Here is a 16,931-nt window from a genome sequence, read left to right as displayed (position 1 = left end):
ATGAGATCCCCTGCTCGTGTGTCAGTGCCTTCGCTGTTGACGCTTTCCTGTCGGCCGCGAGCCCGGTCGCGGTGCGCCCGAACCGGTCGGACGCGAACGCGCACCCGCACCCACCGGAACCCGAGCGGGCTCACCGACCCCGGCACGCTTGGCCAGGACCTTCTTGGTGTGCGCGGCCACCGGACCCCAGCGTTCCTTGATCGACACCAGCACCGGAACGGCGAGGAAGATCGAGGAGTACGCGCCCACGATCATGCCCACCAGCTGCACCAGCGCGAGGTCCTTCAGGGTGCCCACACCCAGCAGCCAGACCGCGATCACCAGCATGCCGATGATCGGCAGGATACCGATGATCGTGGTGCTGATCGAGCGCATCAACGTCTGGTTGGCGGCCAGGTTGGCCTGTTCGGCGTAGGTGCGTTTGTTCAGGTGCAGCACGCCGCGGGTGTTCTCCTCGACCTTGTCGAAGACCACCACGTTGTCGTACAGCACGTAACCCAGAATCGTGAGCAGGCCGATCACCGCCGCGGGTGTCACCTCGAACCCGACCAGCGAGTAGATACCCGCGGTCACGAACAGGTTGAAGAACAGCGACACGATCGCCGCGATCGACATGTCTCGTTCGAAGCGGATGGCGATGTAGACCATGGTCAACAGCACGAACACCGCCAGCGCGATCAGCGCCTTCTTGGTGATCTGCCCGCCCCAGGTCTCGCTGATCTCGGCGATGCTGATGGCGTTGCGGGTGACCTGACCCGACGAGTCCTTGGGCTGGAACTTGTCGAACAGCGCCGACTGGACCTGTTCGGTCTGGTTCAGGTCCAGGGTTTCCGAACGCACCTGAATGGTGGCCGAGGCGCCGGAGCCGACCTTCTGCACCGCGACGGGTCCGTGGCCCAGCGTCTGCGCGTAGACGTCTTCCACCTGCTGGGTGCTGACGTTGTCCGCGGCCGGGATCTGGATACGCGAGCCGCCCTCGAAGTCGATCCCGAGGGTGAAGCCGCGCACCGCGATGCTCAGCAGCGAGATCAGCAGCAGCACCGCCGACATCGTGTAGAAGAACTTGCGCCTGCTGACGATGGGGAAGCCACCGGTGCCGGTGTAGAGACGTTCGAAGAACCCGTGCTTCGGGCCCTGCGTCGGCTCGTCCTTGTCCAAGTTCACCGATTCCTCGGTGGGCTGGTCGTTGCTCATCGTGACATCTCCTTCGGCCGGGCATGGCCGCGTTCCCTGGCGATCTGCTGGACCGAACCGAGACCGTTCACCGACGGTTTCGCCCAGAACGGCGAACGCGCGGCGAGCATCATCAGCGGGGCGGTGACCAGGTAGAGCACGATCACGTCGAGGACGGTGGTGATACCGAGGGTGAAGGCGAAGCCCTTCACCTGACCGGCGGCGAGCAGGTACAGCACGACCGAGGCGATCAAGCTGACGGTCTTACCCGACAGGTTGGTGCGCTGGGCGCGGGCCCAACCGCGCGGCACGGCCGAGCGGAAGCTGCGGCCCTCGCGCATCTCGTCCTTGATGCGTTCGAAGAACACCACGAACGAGTCCGCGGTCAGACCGATACCGATGATCAGACCGGCGATACCGGCCAGGTCGAGGGTGAACCCGATCCAGCGGCCCAGCAGCACGATGATGCCGTAGACCGCGACACCGGCCGCGATCAGCGAGAACCCGGCCAGCAGGCCCAGCATCCGGTACACCAGCAGGCAGTACATGAGCACCGCGATCAGGCCGATGGCACCGGCGAGCAGGCCCGCCTTCAGCGAGGACAGGCCCAGCGTCGCCGAGACAGTCTCGGCTTCGGAGGTCTGGAACGACAGCGGCAGCGAACCGTACTTGAGGGTGTTGGCCAACTCCTTCGCGCTGTCGGGGGTGAACTGACCCGTGATCTGGGTGGATCCGGTGTACTGCCCACCCGACAGCACCTGCGGCGCGCTGACCACGCTCGAATCCAGTACGAAGGCGACTCGCTTGTTCAGGTACTCCGTGGTGAGCTGACCCCAGATCTCACCACCGGCCGACTTGAACGAGATATTCACCGCGTGCTTGGCCGATTCCAACTGGTACTTCGCATCGGAGATCTCCTGGCCGTCGATGCGGCTGGGACCGAGCAAAAATACCTCGGTGCCGTCCTGCGAGCAGGTGACCAGCGGCAGGGCCGGGTCGTCGTTACCGGCCAGCGGGTCGGGCTTGGTGCAGTCCATGGCTGTCACAGCGATCTGCTGGACCTGCTGGTCGGTGCTCTGACGCAGCGCCTTGGCGTCGGCGATCTCCTTGGCCTGCTGCTGCTGGAAGGTCAGATCACCGGGAGCCGGAGTAGGCGTTGGCGGTGCCTGCGCGGGGAACACGCGCGACTGCGGCGCCGGGGTGACCGGAGCGTCCGCGGGCGGGGTCGCCTCGCCCGGGGTGGGCTGAGTCGATTCACCCGGCGCGGGTACCGGCGCGTCGGTAGCCGGGGGTGCGGTGCCACCCGGCTGCGCGGGCGGAGTTGCCCCGCCTGCCTGCGGCTGGGTCGCGAACAGCACCGGGCGGATGTAGAGCTTGGCGGTGGTGGCCAGCGCGCGTGCCTGCTGGCTGTCGTCGCCGGGCACCGTGATGACCAGATTGTCACCGTCGATGACCACTTCGGAGCCGGAGACGCCGAGACCGTTGACACGGGCCTCGATGATCTCCTGCGCCTTCTTCAGGCTCTCCTGGCTCGGCTTGTTGCCGTCGGGGGTACGCGCGGTCAACGTGACGCGGGTACCGCCCTGCAGGTCGATGCCGAGCTTGGCCGACGGGGAATGGTCACCGGTGAAGAACACCAGCGCGTAGATCACGGCCAGCAGCGCGGCGTATACACCGAGCAACCGGAACGGATGCGCCGATCCTTGGGAGGAAGGTGGCACAGCAGGTCATCTCCTAGGCGGAAGTCGAGGCTGGATCGGTGGGCACAACGGTGCCCGGCCCGGAACGCAAGAGCGCGCCCGGGCGGGAAAAGGGACTGGTCAGTCCTTGGTCAGCCGGGTCTCGGTCTGCTCCACGGCTTCCTCGACGACGGGGGCGTCGATGGCTTCGTGCGCACCGTCGACGGTGGTCTCGTCGGCGGTGGTCTCGTCGACGCGCACCTCGCGGATCGCCTGACGCAGCCAGGTGGTCACCACCTCTTCGGCGATCTCCAGGTCGACGGTGGTCTCGTCGGTGTCGACGATGGTGCCGTACAGACCCGAGGTGGTGATCACCCGGTCACCGACCTTCAGGCTGTCCTGCAGGGTCGAGACCTTCTCGGCCTCCCGCTTCTGTTTGCGGATACCGAAGAACATCGGCACGAGCAGGGCCAGGATCAGCAGCGGAAAGAGGAAGTCCATCGTCGAAGTCAGTCCCTAGTCAGTGGTGGACGTGCAAGTACGTCCCACAGTCTGCCAGTTCCCCGTCGCGGCGACACACCGACCACCGACGCGCGCGTGAATCGGGTCTCATTCGGCCCGGCCGTAGGTGTAATCGTCGAGCGGGAACGACACGGCTTCGCGGTGTGCGGAGGCGGTGCTGGTGGGGCGCAGCAGGGCCGCTTCACCGTGTTGGTTGAAGTAATAACTGCGCGAGGTGGCGCAGTCGCCGCCGTAGAACACCGACGAGCCCAGCTTCTCGGTCATCCGGTCGAGGAACTGCGCATTGGCGTCTTCGGTGACCTCGAAAGTGTGCTCGCCGCGTCGGAACAGTTCGGTGAACAACCGGCCCATGTGCTTCATCTGGGCTTCGATGGTGGTGAAGTACGACAGCCCGCTGTAGGAGTAGGGACTGTTGAGGCTGATGAAGTTGGGGAAGTGCGGCACGGTGATGCCCTCGTAGGCCTGAAAGCGGTTGTCGCGCCAAAACTTTCCCAGATTCACGCCGTCACGGCCGACGATCTCGATGGCCGGGAAGTTCACGTCCCACAGGTTGAAGCCGGTGGCCAGCAGCAGGGTGTCGATCTCGGTTTTGTGGCCGTCGGCGGTGACGATGCCGTCGGGTTCGAGGTGGTCGATCGAGTTCGTTTCCAAGTGGACGTGCGGTTGGTTGAACGTGGCGAAGTACGTGTTGGAGAACGTGGGTCGCTTGCAGCCGAAGTCGTAATGCGGCGTGAGCTTGTCCCTGGTCTCCCGGTCGCGCACCTGCGCGAACAGGTGCGCCTTGGCCAGCAGCGCGGCGGCGGTGTTGAGCGGTTTGGCCTGCTTGTAATGCAGCACCCCGACGACCATCAGCGCCTCGAGCATCGCGGTGTTGGCCAGTCGCGCGGCCTTCTGGGTCAGCGGAACCGTGGCGAACATCTTCTGGACCACGTCGGGGATCGGTGCGTCGACTTTGGGCACCACCCAGATCGGGGTGCGCTGGAACACCGTCAGCTCGTCGACCTGTGTTGCGACCTCGGGCACCAACTGCACCGCGGTGGCGCCGGTGCCGATGATGGCGGCCTTGCGACCGGTCAGGTCGTAGTCGGCGTCCCAGTCGGTGGTGTGGATGATCTTGCCCGCGAACGACTCGATGCCGGGGAACGGCGGAGTATACGGCTGGGACAGGAAGCCGGTCGCGGTGAGCAGGTAGCGCGCGGTCAGCGTTTCGCCGCCCGCTATCGACACCTCCCACTGCTGGTCGTCGTCGTCCCAGCGCGCGCCGTCCACGACGGTGTCGAACCGCATCCGCGCGCGCAGACCGTACTTGTCGGCCACGTGCTCGGCGTATTCCTTCAGTTCCGCGCCGGGCGCGAACAGTCGGGACCACCGGGGATTGGGTTCGAAGGAATACGAATATGTCACCGAGGCGATGTCGACCGCCAGGCCGGGATACCTGTTCACATGCCAGGTCCCGCCCAGGTCGCTTTCGCGCTCCAGAATGACGAAATCACGCAAGCCGAGCCGGTCGAGTTCGATAGCGGCACCGATGCCGCCGAAACCCGCCCCGACCACGACAGCGTCGAGCTGAGGTGCCACGTCGAACCTCCACAATCAGCGTCAGAATGACATGTCATTCTGCTTACGGCGACTGTAACATCGTCAATGTGACGAAGCCACCCTCGCGAATCGAGCAGCGCAAGGCCGAATTGCGCAGGGAGATCATCGATACCGCGTTCGACTGCTTCGCCGAAAAGGGTTATCACGCCACCGGAATCGCCGACATCGCCACACGTCTGGGCATCGGCCACGGCACTTTCTACCGCTACTTCGCGAACAAACGCGACATCATCGACCATGTCATCGACGAGGTGAGCGGGCGCGTGTTCGGTTCGCTGGACCAGGGCATGGAGCCCGAGAGTGCCGCCACCCTCGACGAATACGCCGCCCTGATCGACCGGATCAGCGACTCATTGAACCGGGTCCTGCTCGACGATCCGCGCACCGCGCAGCTGCTGCTGTTCCACGCCACCGGCATCGACGACGAACTCACCGACCGCATCTACGGCCTGCTCGACGCCACCGAGATCCTGATGGCCCGCTACCTCGAACATGGTGTGCGCGTGGGTTATCTGCGCGCCGACGTCGACACCGCCAGCACCGCCAAGGCAGCGCTGGGCATGATCGTGGCCGGGGTCGTCACGGGGATGCGTACCCCCGATCCCGCGGCGATGGCGGTGTACAGTCACGCCGTGCGGCGGCTGTTCATCGACGGTGTCGCGGCCACTGTCCGATAACGAAAAGCCGTGGGATAGAAGGGCAATCCTGAAATAATGACCGCTGTGACGCCCGACGATGTGAGCCGCACCCACTTCGCCATGCCGAATCTGGGGCATCGCGGCTACCACGCAGACGAGGTCGACGCCTTCATGGAGAAGGTGTCGGCGACCCTGGACGGACAGGGTGGGCTCACCGCCGACGACATCCGTCACGTGCACTTCGGCGCCCCACGTTTCGGTGGGCGCGGGTACCAGGCCGACCAGGTCGACGACTTCCTCGACCGGGTGCGCACCGAACTCGAGCACCGGCAGAAGGGCGGCTCCCCCGTCCCGGCGGCGCGCTCGGGTGACGATGTCGCGCAGATGCTGACCCCCGATGATGTGCACCGGATGCGGTTCACCCAGTCCGCGGTGGGCAGGCGCGGGTACCACGAGGAAGAGGTCGACGCGTTCCTCGACCTGGTCGCGGCGACCCTGGCGCACAACGGGCCCGGCAGTCTGACCACGTCGGATGTGCGCAGCGTGCGGTTCACCGACACGCGCCTCGGCACCCGCGGGTACTCCCGCGACGAGGTCGACGCCTTCATCGACCTCGTGATCACCGCCCTGGAGAACGCCGAGCGACGCTGAGCCTGCCTACCCCTGGATGCTGTGCATTTCCGCTTCGCGTAGGTCGTCAGGGAAGACGTAGCGCCGGAAGGCCCAGAAGCGGAATGCCATCGCCAGCAGCACGCCCAGAATCTGCCCTGAGATGAAGTTCGCGGCCATCTGCACCGTCGGATCCACGTGTGGCACACGCAGATTCAGCGCGTACAGCGAGATCGCCTGCGGGATCATGGTGACCGCGATGCCCAGTGCGCTGACGGTGAAGAACAGTGCCGCTTCGTGACTGCGCTGCCTGCCACCGCGCGCGCGGAACGACCACTCGCGGTTGAGGATGTAGGAGGCGATGGTCGCGATCAGCGCGCCCAGCAGGCGCGCGGTCAGGGGCTTGTCGCCGAGCACGGTCAGTTTCACCGCGTACACGACCCCGGTGTCGATGAACCAGGTGATACCGCCGACGACGGCGAATTTCAGAAGTTCCCGATGCTTGAGAAGCAGGGAACGCAACGGCTCAGGAAGCCGCTGCACCATCTCGAGGACTGCCACTGAATCGACAGTAGACGACGTTGCGGTGCGGTGCCTGTCGGGCGCGGCCGCGCCTCAGTCGAGGCGGTCGATGCTGGGTTGCGGTTCGCGACCCCGCACTTCGATGGCCCCGATGACCAGATCCGGGGGCGGGACCAGGCCCAGATGCTCCCAGGCGCCCGCGGTCGCGACCCGGCCGCGGGGTGTGCGGGCGACCAGTCCGGCGCGGACCAGGAACGGTTCGCACACCTCTTCCACGGTGGCCGCTTCCTCGCCGACGGCCACGGCCAGGGTCGACACACCCACCGGTCCGCCGCCGAATCCGCGCACCAGCGCACCGAGCACGGCCCGGTCGAGACGGTCCAGGCCCAGTTCGTCGACGTCGTAGACCTCGAGCGCCGCCATCGCGATGGGGTGGGTGATCATGCCGTCTGCTCTGACCTCGGCGTAGTCGCGCACCCGGCGCAGCAGTCGGTTGGCGATGCGGGGGGTGCCGCGGGAGCGCCCGGCTACTTCGGCGGCGGCGTCGGGGTCGATCTGCACGCCCAGGATCCGCGCGGAGCGGGTGAGGATCTGCAGCAGTTCGGCGGGGTCGTAGAAGTCCATGTGGCCGGTGAAGCCGAAACGGTCACGCAGTGGGCCGGTGAGCGCGCCCGATCGGGTGGTGGCGCCGACCAGGGTGAACGGGGCGATGTCCAGGGGTATCGAAGTGGCGCCCGGGCCCTTGCCGACCACCACGTCGACGCGGAAGTCCTCCATGGCCAGGTACAGCATTTCCTCGGCGGGGCGGGCCATGCGGTGGATCTCGTCGATGAACAGCACGTCGCCTTCGACCAGGTTGGACAGCATCGCGGCGAGGTCGCCCGCGCGTTCCAGTGCCGGGCCCGAGGTGATGCGCAGGGCGGTGCCCAGTTCGCCGGCGATGATCATCGCCATGCTCGTTTTACCCAGGCCGGGCGGGCCCGACAGCAGCACGTGGTCGGGGGTGGCACCGCGTTGGCGGGCGCCGCGCAGGACCAGTGCCAGCTGTTCGCGCACGCGGGGCTGGCCGATGAAGGTGTCCAGCGAGGTGGGGCGCAGGCCGGTTTCGACTTCACCGTCGGTGCTGAGTAAACGTGCGGTGAGGTCGGATTCGTCGTCGAAGGTGTCGAAATCGGAGTCCACGGTCTACCTGTTCTTGCCGAGCAGGCTCAGGGCCGCGCGCAGGGCGGCCGAGGTGGTGGCGGTGGGTTGTTCGGCGAGCACGGTGTCCACGGCCTGTTCGGCCTGTTTCGCGGGGAAGCCGAGGCCCACCAGCGCTTCGGAAACCTGTTCTCGCACAGGGGTACTCGCGGTCTGCGCGCCAGGTGGACCGGCGGGCACTGGCACTTGGTTCACCTTGTCGCGCAGTTCCACGACCATGCGTTCGGCACCGCGTTTGCCGATGCCGGGGACGCGGGTCAGTGCGGCGACATTGCTCTCCGCCAGAGCTTTTCGCAGGGCTTCGGGTTCGAGCACGGCCAGCACCGCCATCGCCAGGCGCGGGCCGACCCCGGACACGGTCTGCAGCAGGCCGAACAGTTCGCGCGCTTCGGTGTCGGCGAACCCGAACAGGGTCATCGAGTCCTCGCGCACGATCATCGCGGTGAACAGGCGTGTCTGCTCGCCGCGGGTGAGTCCGGCCAGCGTGGCCGGGGTGGCGTTGAGCCGATACCCGACGCCGGCGGCCTCGATCACCACGTGATCGAGCGCGATCTCGAGTACCTCTCCGCGTACCGACGCGATCACGGCCGCACCACCTTCCGTTGTTCGGCGAGCTTCTGTTCGTAGCGGCGACGGATCTGTTCCGCCTGTGCCTGCGCCGCGGCCATCCGGTCCATCAGCGGCGCCCGCCAACAATGACAGATCGCCAGCGCGAGCGCGTCGGCGGCATCGGCGGGTTTGGGCGCCACCTGCAACCCGAGAATCCGCGTCACCATCGCGGTGACCTGCGCTTTATCGGCCGAACCGTTTCCGGTGACCGCCGCTTTCACCTCACTGGGCGTATGAAACGCCACCCGAATCCCCCGCCGCGCCGCCGCCAACGCGATCACCCCACCGGCCTGCGCGGTCCCCATCGCCGTGCTCACATTGTGCTGCGCGAAAACCCGCTCGATCGCCACGGCTTCAGGCTTATGGATGTCCATCCACTCCTCGGCCGCATCAGCCACCGCCATCAACCGCAAAGCCAACTCGGCCTCGGGCGGCGTCCGCACCACCCCCACATCCAAGGCCACCACCTTGCGCCCCGGCCCACTGTCCACCATGCTCAGCCCGCACCGCGTGAGCCCCGGATCGACGCCCATCACCCGCACCGAACACCCCTTCGAAGACACGAACAGTTGTTCGAAAGTCTAGAGCATCCCCCGCATCTCACCGACCACCGACACGGCCCTCACCCCGGCCGCGCCGGCAACCCGAGCAGTGTCGGATCACTGGCGTATTTCGCCCAGACACCCGCCGGATCCTCGACCAGCTTGCGAGACCGCAGATCCAACATCCCCGCCACATACGACACCGTCGCAGCGACCTCCCCGTCTCCCCTGGTCAACGTGTGCTCCACCCGATAGGTCTTCCCCTGCCCCCACTCCCACCGACAGTCGACCTCCACCGTGTCATCGATGCGAAGCTCCCGCAGATACCGCACGTTCAACTCGAGATTCACCGGCCCGAACCCCGCCCCCACCAACTCCTGCACCGAAACCCCCGCCGCCCCCACACACGCGAACCGCGCATGATCCGCGAACTGCTGATAGGCAGCCCCCGTCACATGCAACTGCGCATCGAGATCAGACACCCGAATCGCAATCCGAACCCGAAACGGCACACTGGTTTCCGTCATGCCGCCAGTGTGACACCGGGGTACGACACGTTCCGCTGTCTAGTAACAGCTGAGAAAGGGAAACGGTGGCTTACTCAATCGGCATTTGGCGCCGGCCGGGCTCCGCGGTCTACCGCTGGGAGTCCGACTTCGGCACCGACTCCAAGGAGGAAGGCCACGTGCTGGTCGATGCTGCGAGCAAAACAGTGCGGCAGGCTTCACCGGACGGTCACCCGATCGGTGACCTCGTCCTCGGGGCAGACGGACAGCAGACCGGCAATGCCGCGAGCATCGACCCCGACCGCCTCTGGCAGATCGCTGTCGCGATCCTGCGCAAGATCGGCCCATCAGGCGAACTTCCCGAGACCGCACACAGACACTTCTGAGGACAACGCGTCGCGGGCAGCGAGCTGTGCGCCCTCCTTACCTGCCCCCGAACAACACGACCTATGCCTCCCCCACCGCGGCGGTGAATACCTCGAGCGCGGGTACGGTCGAGGGGTCAGGTTGGGGCGGTTCGAGGTGAGGGAGAAGCGCAGATGGCCATACCTACCGGGGAGATCGTGGTGACGCCGGAGGGGCGGGATCTGGTGATCACGCGGGCGTTGGGGTTGCCGATCGAGGAGGTGTGGGCTCGGTTGACCGATCCGCATCTGACCGTGGGGTGGTATGGGACGTGGGAGGGGCAGGCGGGGGCCGGGAATCTCATTCGGGTGCAGATGCGGTTCGAGGAGGGGCAGCCGTGGACGGATATGCGCATCGATGACTGTCTGCCGCCGCTGCATCTGGGGATTTCCTCGGCGGATCAGATCGGGCTGTGGCGGCTCGAGGTGAGTTTGCTCGATGTCGGTGCGGCGACGGAGTTGCGGCTGGTCCATCACCTGACCTCGGAGTACCAGTTGGCGGAGATTCCGCAGGTCGGGCCGGGGTGGGAGTATTACGCGGATATGTTCGTGGCCGCGTGCACGCACACCGAGCTGCCGGATTTCGCCGATTACTACCCGGCGATGTCGGGCTATTACGAGCAGCGCGCGTCCTGAAATGTGAACCGCCCCAGCCGAATTCACGGCCGGGGCGGTTCAACGGACATGAGACCTACTCGTCGTCGAGTTCCGCGGCGACTTCGTCGGAGATGTCGACGTTGGTGTACACGTTCTGCACATCGTCGCTGTCTTCGAGCGCGTCGACCAGCTTGAACACCTTGCGAGCACCCTCGGCGTCCACCGCGACCAGCACCGACGCCTGGAAACCGGACTCCGCGGAGTCGTAGTCGATGTTGGCGGCCTGCAGCGCCGAGCGCACCGCGATCAGATCGCCGGGCTCGCTGATGATCTCGAAGGCGTCGCCCAGGTCGTTGACCTCTTCGGCGCCGACATCGAGCACATGCTCGAGCACGTCGTCCTCGGACAGCCCGTTCTTCTCGAGGGTCACCACACCCTTGCGACCGAACAGGTACGACACCGAACCCGGATCGGCCATGTTGCCGCCGTTGCGGGTCATGGCCAACCGGACCTCGCCCGCGGCGCGGTTGCGGTTGTCGGTGAGGCACTCGATCAGCACGGCCACGCCGTTGGGCCCGTAGCCCTCGTACATGATCGTCTGCCAGTCGGCGCCGCCGACTTCTTCACCACCGCCACGCTTGCGGGCGCGCTCGATGTTGTCGATGGGGACCGACGTCTTCTTCGCCTTCTGGATGGCGTCGAACAGCGTCGGGTTGCCCGCAGGGTCACTACCACCAGTGCGAGCCGCCACCTCGATGTTCTTGATCAGCTTGGCGAAGAGTTTGCCGCGCTTGGCATCGATTCCCGCCTTCTTGTGCTTGGTGGTGGCCCATTTGGAGTGGCCGCTCATGCCCTACTTCCTTCAAGTCGGTTGCGCGTCTGCCCGGCCGGACAAGCTCGGACCAGCCTACTCACCGCCGGTCACGGGTGCGGACGCGGGCTTTCAGCGCGCGCAACGCACCAGGTCGACGAACAGTTCGTGGACGCGAAGATCGCCGGTGACCTCGGGATGGAACGAGGTCGCCACCACATTGCCCTGCTTGGCGGCCACGATGCGCCCCTGCGCGGGCCCGTGCGGCACGCGCGCGAGCACCTCGACATCGTCACCGACCCGCTCCACCCACGGGGCGCGAATGAACACAGCGCGCACGGGGGTGTCAAGGCCGGTGAAGTCCAGGTCGGTTTCGAAGGAGTCGACCTGTCGTCCGAAAGCGTTGCGCCGCACCGTCATATCGATACCGGACAGGTGCTGCGCGTCGGCACGGGTGTCGAGGACTTCCGAGGCGAGCAGGATCATGCCCGCGCAGGACCCGAACGCGGGCAGCCCGTCGCGCAGCCGCGCCCGCAACGGTTCCAGCAGGTCGAACGCCTGCAGCAGCTTGGAGATCGCGGTCGACTCACCACCGGGCAGCACCAGCCCGTCCACGGCCGCCAGTTCCGACTCCCGCCGCACCAGCACCGGGTTCGCGCCGCAATGTTGCAGCGCGGCAACGTGTTCACGCACGTCACCCTGCAGTGCGAGCACGCCGATGGTGGGCCGGGTGGGGGTCGAGGTTGCGTTCACAGCCGTCGATCTTACGAGCGAGGTCGGTGTGGGCGCGCTCACGCTCACTTGTGACGGGGCGTGCGGATGAGGCCTTCCTGGACGACCGCGGCCACCAGGTTGCCTTCGCGGTCCCAGATCTTGCCGCCGGTCAGCGCGCGACCGAAGCCGGCCGAGGGCGACGACTGGTCGTAGAGCAACCATTCGTCGGCGCGGAACGGGCGAAGGAACCACATGGCGTGGTCCAGCGACGCGTTCTGGGTGGGTTCGTCGGGGTGGGTGACCTTCGACGAGCCGAGCAGCGTCATATCGCTCATGTAGGCCAGCGTGCAGACGTGGAACATCGGGTCGTCGGGCAGCGGGTGCCGGTACCGGAACCACACCTGCTGCGGCGACACGGCGCCGTCGCGCGCCACGACCTGGTCCTGCGGGACCGTGCGAATGTCCCAGTGTTCCCATTCGCGCATGGCCCACAGCCGTTCGGGGCTCATGCTCACGCTGGCGTCGGGCAGGTTGTCGGGGCCTTCGACCGCGGGCATCACGTCCTGGTGTTCGGGCCCTTCGTCGCCGTGATGGAACGACGCCGACATCATGAAGATGGCCTGCCCGTCCTGCACCCCGGTGACGCGCCGCGTGCAGAACGAACGCCCGTCGCGGATGCGTTCGACCAGGTAGACGGTGGGTTCTTCCGGGTTGCCCGGTCGCAGGAAGTAGCCGTGCAGGGAATGCACCTGGAAGGTGGGGTCCACGGTGCTGACCGCCGAGACCAGCGCCTGCCCGGCCACCTGACCGCCGAAGGTGCGCGGTAGCTGGGATTCCGTGGACGCACCACGGAAGATGTCGCGCTCCAGCCGCTCGATCGCGAGCGCCTCTTCGATTGTCGCCATGTGCTCGAGATTATCGTCTCGCCGACCGGGCGGTATGTCCGGCTCGGCGCGACGCCCCGAAATGTGCTGAGATGCCACCGATGCCCACCTTCACTCCCACCTCACCGCGGGCCCTCGCCGGCCTGGTCGCCGACACGCTCGCCGACCTGCCGGGACGGCGGGTGGTCGCGGTCGACGGGGCCGACGCCGCGCAGCCTGTCGAGCTCGCCCGCCAGATCGTCGAGGTTCTGGCGGATCGCGGCCGTTCAGCGGCGGTGGTGTCGGTGCACGATTTCGTTCGCCCGGCGTCCTTGCGCATGGAATACGGTCGCGACGACGAATGGTCTTATCGCACAGCATGGTTCGACTACGAGGCGATCGAACGTGAGATCTTGACCTCGATGCGAACCGAGGGCCGGTGGTTGCCCGCGCTGTGGGACGAGGATCTGGATCGGTCGGCGCGGGCGGCGATTCGTGCCGCCCAAGCCGATCTGGTGCTGGTTCTCGCGGGTCCGATGTTGCTCGGGCGAGGCCTGGAATTCGATCTCACCATCCGCTTGGAACTGAGCGACCAAGCGGCCCTTCGACTTACACCGCCCGACCAGCAGTGGACGTTGCCCGCCTTACGCAACCACACCGCCGAAAATCCCGAAGCGGCAACCTGGACGGTCCGCTGGGACCATCCCGATCGGGCGGCGTTGCGTAGCTGAACCGGCTTCGGTTCGGATACGCGAAAGCCCCGTCCGGAAACTTCCGAACGGGGCTCGTGCGAGAAACGATCAGGCGCAGGCGACCGAGGTCTGGCCCAGGTTGGTGAGCATGCCGCAGGCCCACGACTTCTGGACCTTCCACTTGCCCGCGTCGGCGACGAACGGCACGTCGACGGGGTTGACCTGGCCGTTGAGGCCGAAGTCGGCGTTGGCGGTGACGCTCTCACCGAAGGAGGTCACCTTGGTGACCAGCACGGTGACGTTGTTCTCCTGGACAGCCTGTGCCAAACGGTTGGGCAGTTCGGGATCGGCTTCGATGCCCTGCACGAAGTCCAGCTTCTGGTCGTTGGGGACCGTCGGGTCCAGCGCGGTGGACAGCTGGGCGTTGAGCTGCTCGACGGTCGGCACTGCGGGCAGGTCCGAGGCAGGCGCCTGGGCCGCGGCGGTGGTCTTCGGTGCGGGCTTGGCGGTGCCCTTGTCGTCGCTGCACGCGCTCAGACCGAGCGCGGCAACCACGGCCATGCCTGCGATCGCGACTCGTGCGGTCCTACGAAACATCATTCACTGTCCTTACTTCGGGTCGGTTCTCGCCCGGGGAGGCGACGGCCCGGAACTGCGCCAGACAGCGCAGGCCTCCATGCCACGGCCCGGACGCTACCCAGCATTTTTGAGGAAACCCTGAGACACAGACAACTTGGGTCTGTGAGTTGGGTCGGATTGTGGTGTATCCCAGCATTACTGCCCGGTCGCGGGCCGCAGGCCGGCGATCGCGTCGACGAGTTGGGCGTGGGTGTCGCTGTCGGCGGCGGCGATCAGGCCGTGGGGCGCGGTGTGCAGGGGTTGTCCGGCCAGGCCCGTGACCACGCAGCCCGCCGCCTGGCAGATCGCGATCGCGCTGGCGAAATGCACGCTGTCGCGGAGATCGCCGCCGGTGATGTAGGCGGCGCGGCGGCCGGCCGCGACCCATGCCAGGGCCAGCGAGGTCGACAGCACTCGCGGATGGAACTGTCCCGCAAAGCCTTTCGCGTCGAACAGTTGCGCGGGCGTCGACCAGGGGAACGGGTTGTCCAGATCGACATCGACGAGGCGACTGTCGGGTTGCGGCTGAAGCTCTTGGTCGCGGCCGTCCGCGCGCAGGAACGCGCCGTGCCCCGCGGTCCAGAAAACCTCGTCGGCGAACGGATCGGCGGTCGCTGCGGCCGTGATCGAATCACCTTCCCGCAGAGCGACGTTCACCGCCACCAAGGCAGTCTCGACCGCGAAATTCCTGGTCCCACACAGTGGATCGATGAACCAGGTCCGCCCACTGCGAGCCGTCCCGGTGACACCCGATTCCTCGGCGGAGAACCGGTCGCCGGGACACGCGGTGGCCAGGACTTCGAGGATGGCGTTCTCGGCCGCGATATCGACCTGCGTGGCGAAATCATCGCCTTGTTTGACATAGCGCGCGAGCGGGGCGTGGAACGCCGAGCGAATCACCTGCGAAGCGACTTCTGTTGCGTGGATTGCGATTTCACTATCCGAAAGGTGCACCGACTCCAGAGTACGGACCGCACCGCACCCTGACGTCCTACTTCGCCAGGTACACAGCCAGGCCCAGTCCGCAGATACCGACCGTCACCCGCAACACGCTGGGCGGGATCACTTTCACGACCGGCGGCCCACACCAGCCACCCACCAGCGCGCCCGCGCCCAACGCCAGTGCCGCACCCCAGTGCACCGGCCCGAAGAACGCGAAGCCGATCGCGGCGACCAGGTTGGCGATGCCGAGCAGGAAACTCTTGAGAATCGAAGCGCTCCACACGGATTCGGACGTGCACAGCAGCATCATCGACAGGTAGATCACGCCCGCGCCCGCACCGAAATAGCCGCCGTAGACGGAGATGAGCAGGATGCCCAGCGGCATGATCCATGGGGCGTTGAGCTCGCCGACGTGACGGCGCACCACCGGTTGCACCAGCAGGGCCAGCGACGCGAGCGCGACCAAAAACGGCACGATCACCTCGAACGCGTCATCGGGGGCGACCACCAGGGCCAGTGCGCCCAGTGCACCACCCGCCGCCGACAACACCGCCCATCGCACGAGCGTGGGCCCGCGGCCGGTCAGTTCGCGCCCGGAGTTCGCGGTCGCGCCGACACCCACGGCGACCATGGCGACCGTGTTGGTGACATTGGCCGCCACCGGCGGCAGGCCCACGGCCAGCAGCGCAGGGTAGGAGACGATCGAGGCCATCCCGGTGACGAAACCGATCAAACCGGTGAACAATCCCGCGACGACCAGCAAGAAGAAGTCGAGCGCGGTCACGGACCGACTGTACGGTATGCCCAGTTGGCAGCAATTTTCGGGCAAGACCCGCCTAGACCACCAGCGGCGCGGGATCACTTCGACACGCCGAAGCCCGTGCCAGGATGGCGGAGTGCAGATGACGACTTTCGAGCCGGGCGAACCACCCGTTCGACGTAACCGGCTGGACTCCAACACCGTTGCCCGGCTCGACGACGTCACCACCTTCGCGCAACTGCTGGACGCGGTGGAACTGGTCCGCATGGATCACCCCGACGCGCGCGTGCTGTGCACCCTCGACGACCTGGGCCAATGCGCGTACACGAGCATGCACGCCACGCTGGGCCTGGTCGACGACGACGGCACCGACCACGACGACCCCGTCGCCTCCCACCACTTCGACAACAACGCCGTCACCCGGATCGCCGCCCTGCTGGACACCCCGTCCGCGCGGATCCCCTGGGAAGCACTGCGCGACACCCGCAACGCCTCCGAGGACGAACTGTCCGCCCTGGTCGCCGCCAACCGCAACCCCGACCGCGTGGTCGACGACGTGGTGCTGATCCAACGTGTCCCCGTGGACCGCGACGACCTGGCCATCGCAGGCATCCCCAACGGCTACTTCGCCGACGACTGGTCCACCTACGACAACCACACCGTCATCCGCCGCATGACCACCCACGGCTACCGCCACATAGCCATCGGCGCCTCGCTCCTAGCCTTCGCCCGCCCGGTAGCCCCCACCCCCGAACAAGCAGCCGCCCTGGTCACCGACCTCACCCACCTCTACGGCTCCCCCACCGCCATCGCCTGGCACGAACTAGCCGTCCAACTCCCCACCCAACGCCACCTCATCCTCGGCTACGCCGAAAACTACGCCGACGCCCTCACCACCGACACCGAGGATGCAGCGGGCCAGCCGTAACGG

The 16,931-nt window shown here is 66.6% G+C and carries 21 protein-coding genes; 6 read left to right on the top strand and 15 right to left on the bottom strand.

What is annotated here, in order from left to right; all coding sequences use genetic code 11:
* Positions 1 to 21 precede the first annotated feature (21 nt).
* The 4 genes from secF to ACFWU5_RS12930 all read right to left on the bottom strand — a co-directional run bounded on the left by secF (position 22) and on the right by ACFWU5_RS12930 (position 4,952).
* Positions 22 to 1,194: a protein translocase subunit SecF gene (secF, locus tag ACFWU5_RS12945; protein ID WP_379267280.1), complete on the bottom strand. Its 1,173-nt coding sequence runs from the start codon at positions 1,192 to 1,194 to the stop codon at positions 22 to 24.
* Entirely contained in the window at positions 1,191 to 2,894 is a 1,704-nt protein-coding gene (gene secD, locus ACFWU5_RS12940) for a protein translocase subunit SecD (protein ID WP_379267279.1), read from the bottom strand. Before secD ends, secF begins: the two co-directional genes overlap by 4 nt.
* 99 nt (positions 2,895 to 2,993) lie before the next feature.
* Positions 2,994 to 3,353, bottom strand: coding sequence for a preprotein translocase subunit YajC (gene yajC / locus ACFWU5_RS12935; RefSeq protein ID WP_379267278.1), 360 nt, complete (start codon positions 3,351 to 3,353; stop codon positions 2,994 to 2,996).
* Positions 3,354 to 3,461: 108 nt separating this feature from the next.
* Positions 3,462 to 4,952 (bottom strand): flavin-containing monooxygenase, encoded by a 1,491-nt coding sequence (locus ACFWU5_RS12930; protein ID WP_379267277.1) that lies wholly within the window; start codon positions 4,950 to 4,952, stop codon positions 3,462 to 3,464.
* A 68-nt stretch (positions 4,953 to 5,020) separates the two neighbouring features.
* On the opposite strand from ACFWU5_RS12930, the gene ACFWU5_RS12925 reads away from it, so the two are divergent.
* Both ACFWU5_RS12925 and ACFWU5_RS12920 read left to right on the top strand, forming a co-directional pair.
* Positions 5,021 to 5,650 carry a TetR/AcrR family transcriptional regulator gene (locus ACFWU5_RS12925; RefSeq protein WP_379267275.1) on the top strand — a complete coding sequence of 210 codons (630 nt, stop codon included), beginning with the start codon at positions 5,021 to 5,023 and terminating at the stop codon, positions 5,648 to 5,650.
* Positions 5,651 to 5,686: 36 nt separating this feature from the next.
* Positions 5,687 to 6,262, top strand: a complete 576-nt coding sequence (locus tag ACFWU5_RS12920; RefSeq protein WP_379242302.1) for a DivIVA domain-containing protein — start codon at positions 5,687 to 5,689, stop codon at positions 6,260 to 6,262.
* Between the two features lie 6 nt (positions 6,263 to 6,268).
* On the opposite strand, the gene ACFWU5_RS12915 is transcribed toward ACFWU5_RS12920, so the two are convergent.
* The 5 genes from ACFWU5_RS12915 to ACFWU5_RS12895 all read right to left on the bottom strand — a co-directional run bounded on the left by ACFWU5_RS12915 (position 6,269) and on the right by ACFWU5_RS12895 (position 9,620).
* Positions 6,269 to 6,781: a GtrA family protein gene (locus tag ACFWU5_RS12915; protein ID WP_379267274.1), complete on the bottom strand. Its 513-nt coding sequence runs from the start codon at positions 6,779 to 6,781 to the stop codon at positions 6,269 to 6,271.
* A gap of 54 nt (positions 6,782 to 6,835) precedes the next feature.
* Complete coding sequence (ruvB, locus tag ACFWU5_RS12910) at positions 6,836 to 7,924, bottom strand: Holliday junction branch migration DNA helicase RuvB (RefSeq protein ID WP_379242304.1); 1,089 nt, start codon at positions 7,922 to 7,924, stop codon at positions 6,836 to 6,838.
* 3 nt (positions 7,925 to 7,927) lie between these two features.
* Positions 7,928 to 8,527, bottom strand: a complete 600-nt coding sequence (gene ruvA, locus ACFWU5_RS12905) for a Holliday junction branch migration protein RuvA (RefSeq protein ID WP_379267273.1) — start codon at positions 8,525 to 8,527, stop codon at positions 7,928 to 7,930.
* Positions 8,524 to 9,093 carry a crossover junction endodeoxyribonuclease RuvC gene (ruvC, locus tag ACFWU5_RS12900; RefSeq protein WP_379267357.1) on the bottom strand — a complete coding sequence of 190 codons (570 nt, stop codon included), beginning with the start codon at positions 9,091 to 9,093 and terminating at the stop codon, positions 8,524 to 8,526. Before ruvC ends, ruvA begins: the two co-directional genes overlap by 4 nt.
* 80 nt (positions 9,094 to 9,173) lie before the next feature.
* On the bottom strand, positions 9,174 to 9,620 hold the full coding sequence (locus ACFWU5_RS12895) for an acyl-CoA thioesterase (RefSeq protein WP_379267272.1): 447 nt from the start codon (positions 9,618 to 9,620) through the stop codon (positions 9,174 to 9,176).
* Positions 9,621 to 9,685: 65 nt separating this feature from the next.
* Here ACFWU5_RS12895 and ACFWU5_RS12890 point away from each other — a divergent pair, with 65 nt between their 5' ends.
* Together ACFWU5_RS12890 and ACFWU5_RS12885 are read left to right on the top strand one after the other, a co-directional pair.
* On the top strand, positions 9,686 to 9,985 hold the full coding sequence (locus ACFWU5_RS12890; protein WP_379242307.1) for a hypothetical protein: 300 nt from the start codon (positions 9,686 to 9,688) through the stop codon (positions 9,983 to 9,985).
* A 153-nt stretch (positions 9,986 to 10,138) separates the two neighbouring features.
* Positions 10,139 to 10,639, top strand: a complete 501-nt coding sequence (locus tag ACFWU5_RS12885; RefSeq protein WP_379267271.1) for an SRPBCC domain-containing protein — start codon at positions 10,139 to 10,141, stop codon at positions 10,637 to 10,639.
* Between the two features lie 55 nt (positions 10,640 to 10,694).
* On the opposite strand, the gene ACFWU5_RS12880 is transcribed toward ACFWU5_RS12885, so the two are convergent.
* The 3 genes from ACFWU5_RS12880 to ACFWU5_RS12870 form a co-directional block, all read right to left on the bottom strand.
* Positions 10,695 to 11,450 carry a YebC/PmpR family DNA-binding transcriptional regulator gene (locus tag ACFWU5_RS12880; RefSeq protein WP_379242309.1) on the bottom strand — a complete coding sequence of 252 codons (756 nt, stop codon included), beginning with the start codon at positions 11,448 to 11,450 and terminating at the stop codon, positions 10,695 to 10,697.
* 93 nt (positions 11,451 to 11,543) lie between these two features.
* Positions 11,544 to 12,164, bottom strand: a complete 621-nt coding sequence (gene pdxT, locus ACFWU5_RS12875) for a pyridoxal 5'-phosphate synthase glutaminase subunit PdxT (protein ID WP_379242310.1) — start codon at positions 12,162 to 12,164, stop codon at positions 11,544 to 11,546.
* Between the two features lie 44 nt (positions 12,165 to 12,208).
* A complete protein-coding gene (locus ACFWU5_RS12870; RefSeq protein WP_379242311.1) occupies positions 12,209 to 13,030 on the bottom strand; it encodes an acyl-CoA thioesterase in 822 nt (273 codons plus the stop codon).
* 80 nt (positions 13,031 to 13,110) lie between these two features.
* On the opposite strand from ACFWU5_RS12870, the gene ACFWU5_RS12865 reads away from it, so the two are divergent.
* Positions 13,111 to 13,719 (top strand): hypothetical protein, encoded by a 609-nt coding sequence (locus tag ACFWU5_RS12865; RefSeq protein WP_379267270.1) that lies wholly within the window; start codon positions 13,111 to 13,113, stop codon positions 13,717 to 13,719.
* Positions 13,720 to 13,788: 69 nt separating this feature from the next.
* Here ACFWU5_RS12865 and ACFWU5_RS12860 read toward each other — a convergent pair whose 3' ends face one another.
* The 3 genes from ACFWU5_RS12860 to ACFWU5_RS12850 all read right to left on the bottom strand — a co-directional run bounded on the left by ACFWU5_RS12860 (position 13,789) and on the right by ACFWU5_RS12850 (position 16,024).
* Positions 13,789 to 14,280 carry a hypothetical protein gene (locus ACFWU5_RS12860; protein WP_379267268.1) on the bottom strand — a complete coding sequence of 164 codons (492 nt, stop codon included), beginning with the start codon at positions 14,278 to 14,280 and terminating at the stop codon, positions 13,789 to 13,791.
* Positions 14,281 to 14,454: 174 nt separating this feature from the next.
* Positions 14,455 to 15,252, bottom strand: a complete 798-nt coding sequence (locus tag ACFWU5_RS12855; protein WP_379267267.1) for an inositol monophosphatase family protein — start codon at positions 15,250 to 15,252, stop codon at positions 14,455 to 14,457.
* A 37-nt stretch (positions 15,253 to 15,289) separates the two neighbouring features.
* Positions 15,290 to 16,024 carry a sulfite exporter TauE/SafE family protein gene (locus ACFWU5_RS12850; RefSeq protein WP_379242315.1) on the bottom strand — a complete coding sequence of 245 codons (735 nt, stop codon included), beginning with the start codon at positions 16,022 to 16,024 and terminating at the stop codon, positions 15,290 to 15,292.
* A gap of 118 nt (positions 16,025 to 16,142) precedes the next feature.
* On the opposite strand from ACFWU5_RS12850, the gene ACFWU5_RS12845 reads away from it, so the two are divergent.
* Positions 16,143 to 16,928, top strand: a complete 786-nt coding sequence (locus ACFWU5_RS12845) for a hypothetical protein (RefSeq protein ID WP_379242316.1) — start codon at positions 16,143 to 16,145, stop codon at positions 16,926 to 16,928.
* Positions 16,929 to 16,931: the final 3 nt, after the last annotated feature.

It is taken from the genome of Nocardia sp. NPDC058640 (assembly GCF_042716995.1).
In the GTDB taxonomy this organism is placed as follows: Bacteria; Actinomycetota; Actinomycetes; order Mycobacteriales; family Mycobacteriaceae; genus Nocardia.
The sequence above is the reverse complement of the archived record's forward strand: the minus strand, read 5'-3'. Positions and strand labels throughout refer to the sequence as shown.

Excerpts from the sequence above, each read along its gene's own strand:
- secF (WP_379267280.1), bottom strand. The coding sequence starts at position 1,194 with ATGAGCAACGACCAGCCCACCGAGGAATCGGTGAACTTGGACAAGGAC.
- yajC (WP_379267278.1), bottom strand. The coding sequence starts at position 3,353 with ATGGACTTCCTCTTTCCGCTGCTGATCCTGGCCCTGCTCGTGCCGATG.
- ACFWU5_RS12920 (WP_379242302.1), top strand. The coding sequence starts at position 5,687 with ATGACCGCTGTGACGCCCGACGATGTGAGCCGCACCCACTTCGCCATG.
- ACFWU5_RS12895 (WP_379267272.1), bottom strand. The coding sequence starts at position 9,620 with ATGACGGAAACCAGTGTGCCGTTTCGGGTTCGGATTGCGATTCGGGTG.
- ACFWU5_RS12885 (WP_379267271.1), top strand. The coding sequence starts at position 10,139 with ATGGCCATACCTACCGGGGAGATCGTGGTGACGCCGGAGGGGCGGGAT.
- ACFWU5_RS12880 (WP_379242309.1), bottom strand. The coding sequence starts at position 11,450 with ATGAGCGGCCACTCCAAATGGGCCACCACCAAGCACAAGAAGGCGGGA.
- ACFWU5_RS12870 (WP_379242311.1), bottom strand. The coding sequence starts at position 13,030 with ATGGCGACAATCGAAGAGGCGCTCGCGATCGAGCGGCTGGAGCGCGAC.
- ACFWU5_RS12865 (WP_379267270.1), top strand. The coding sequence starts at position 13,111 with ATGCCCACCTTCACTCCCACCTCACCGCGGGCCCTCGCCGGCCTGGTC.
- ACFWU5_RS12860 (WP_379267268.1), bottom strand. The coding sequence starts at position 14,280 with ATGATGTTTCGTAGGACCGCACGAGTCGCGATCGCAGGCATGGCCGTG.
- ACFWU5_RS12845 (WP_379242316.1), top strand. The coding sequence starts at position 16,143 with ATGACGACTTTCGAGCCGGGCGAACCACCCGTTCGACGTAACCGGCTG.